The organism is Pseudoalteromonas sp., assembly GCF_041613455.1.
Lineage (GTDB): Bacteria > Pseudomonadota > Gammaproteobacteria > Enterobacterales > Alteromonadaceae > Pseudoalteromonas.
Genome location: NZ_JBFJHD010000325.1, coordinates 1 through 2,399, shown reverse-complemented (window position 1 = coordinate 2,399; position 2,399 = coordinate 1). Strand labels below are relative to the sequence as shown.

The 2,399-nt window shown below is 44.6% G+C and carries 3 protein-coding genes; 2 read left to right on the top strand and 1 reads right to left on the bottom strand.

Features of this window, described 5'->3' with window-relative positions; translation table 11 throughout:
* The coding region (cyoE, locus tag ABYB02_RS16620) for a heme o synthase (protein WP_372763480.1) at nucleotides 1-754 on the top strand (754 nt) is incomplete at its 5' end.
* Nucleotides 751-1,365 (top strand): SCO family protein, encoded by a 615-nt coding sequence (locus ABYB02_RS16615; RefSeq protein ID WP_372763479.1) that lies wholly within the window; start codon nucleotides 751-753, stop codon nucleotides 1,363-1,365. The genes cyoE and ABYB02_RS16615, both read left to right, overlap by 4 nt.
* Before the next feature lie 86 nt (nucleotides 1,366-1,451).
* Here the strand turns inward: ABYB02_RS16615 and ABYB02_RS16610 are convergent.
* Nucleotides 1,452-2,399: polysaccharide deacetylase family protein (locus ABYB02_RS16610; RefSeq protein ID WP_372763478.1), on the bottom strand; the 948-nt coding region annotated here is incomplete at its 5' end.

The following is a 2,399-nucleotide window of genomic DNA, read 5'->3' as shown; positions in this document are numbered from 1 at the left end:
GGCGGTGCAGTTTATTAGTTTACTCGGCATTGGTTTATTATCGGCAGCCGCCGCGGTGATTAATCATGTGGTTGATAGTGAAATCGATAGCAAAATGGCGCGTACCCGTCATCGCCCAGTGGCAAAAGGCCGGCTTACTAAAACCCATGCACTGAGCTTTGCGACCATCATTGGGGTGGCAGGCTTTGTTATGCTCATGCTGTGGGCTAATCCCCTTACCGCAGTATTAACGCTCTTTGCGTTAGTGGGTTATGCCTTTGTGTATACCTCGTTTTTAAAGCGCGCGACACCACAAAATATTGTCATTGGGGGCTTAGCCGGTGCGATGCCGCCGTTACTTGGTTGGGTATCTGAAACCGGGCAAATGGCTGCGGCACCGTGGCTATTAGTGATGATTATATTTACGTGGACTCCGCCACACTTTTGGGCATTGGCGATTGCACGAAAAAGCGATTACGAGCGGGCAAAAATCCCAATGCTGCCGGTAACCCATGGTATCGACTTTTGTAAAACCTGTGTTGTGGCTTATTCGGTGTTATTGGCACTGGTGTGCGTGTTGCCTTATTTAATTGGCATGTCGGGGCTGATCTATTTGCTGGGCGCGAGTGCGTTAAATGCGCTGTTTATTTATAAAGCGCTAAAGCTAAAGTTTGCCGCCAATGCCGATACCGCAATGGACTTATTTCGCTTTTCTATTATTCATTTAATGATACTCTTTGTAGTCTTATTTATCGATAAATGGTTTTTTATATGAAACGCTTATGGCTTGGTTTAGTGGTTGTTTTGACGTTATTTTTATCGGCATGCATGGATAATGATCCGCCAAATGTGGACGCGTTAGTATATGAAAATGCAAAACCTTTAAGTGACTTTAGCTTGCAGGATCAACACGGTGAGGAGGTTACTAAACAACAATTTATCGGGCAGTGGAACTTGGTGTTTTTAGGCTACACCAGCTGCCCTGATATCTGCCCAATGACGCTGGCGAAACTCAATGCGGTTTATAAAAACTTGCGCAGTGAGTACCCATTGCAAGTGTGGTTTGTTTCGGTTGATCCGCAGCGCGATACAGCGGCTAAACGCAAAGCCTACATTGATTATTTTAACCCTGACTTTTTAGCAGTGTCTGGGGATCATAAAGCGCTGTTTCCTATGGTAAGAGAGCTGGGGTTAATTTACGCCATTAGTGATAGTAGTCAGCCTGAGTACGCGGTTGATCATAGTGCGTCCATTGCGCTGGTGGATGGCACTGGCGCGGTGCGTGCTATTTTTAAACCTGAGTTTCAACAGGGCAAGGTGCCGTTAGTTAATATTAGCCAGCTGACCGATGAGTTTAAACAAATAGCCGATTATTATTCACTTTAAGCGGGGCATATAATGCAAAAAAGGAGCGCTAATGCTCCTTTTTTACTGGCTATGCTGAGTTCAGCTTAGCAATACACTGGCTTTGCTTATTCAATTACCCAAGGCTGTGAAAACCAAAAGTAATTGCCAGCATCGTTAATGGCCGGCGCGGTGCAATTAAAGCGAGAACGGCCTTTATTAAGTGCTTTGGGTGATGTGACAGTAACGGTGTTTTTATTGAGCCAGGTTAAATTGGCTTGCCCCACGCCCGATACGTAGCAGGCAAACTGGGTTTTATGAAAATCGCCCATTACAAATTCTATGGTTAAGTTAGGCGGGTTTTGTGTGGTAACACTGTCTTGGTATTTTAGATTGCTAATATTAAACGCCCGTGAGTTTAGCTTAGTTGTGAGCGTATCTAATTTACTGTAAAAGCCCGATGCCGGAAAACGCGGTAAGCGGCTAAAATCAGCATTTTTATCTACGGCGCCTGAGTGCTGGCCAATACCTACAAAACCCAGCTCTGTAACCAGTGCCTGTAAGTCATTATTAAACTCACCATATGGATAAGCTAAATACTTATAATCGTGGCCTATTTCTGCTTTGATACGCTGCTGAGAGTGCAGAATGTCTTGCTTAATACGTGCTTGCCACTGCGTCTGCGTTTCGCCCGCCAGTTTACGATGTAGGTAGTCATGTTGCGCAGTATGATTGGCAATCAGGGCGCCTTTTTGTGCCAGTTCCCGCAGTTGCTCCCAACCCATTACATAGCCCTTACCTTCGTCTATTAGCTTAGGGTTAACAAAAATAGTATAGGGGTAGCCAAACTTTTCCAGTATGGGTGCCGCTTGCTGATAATTATTGTTATAACCATCATCAAAGGTAATTGCTACGGTTTTTTCTGGTAGAGTCTGCTGTTGCTGCAACGCAGTAATTAATTCATCGAGCGCAATCACATTAAAGTTATGCTGTTTTAAATAACTTAAGTGTTCATTAAAGGTATCGGCACTAACACTGGTAACGGCAGGCAAGGTTTCACTTACGTGATGATACTG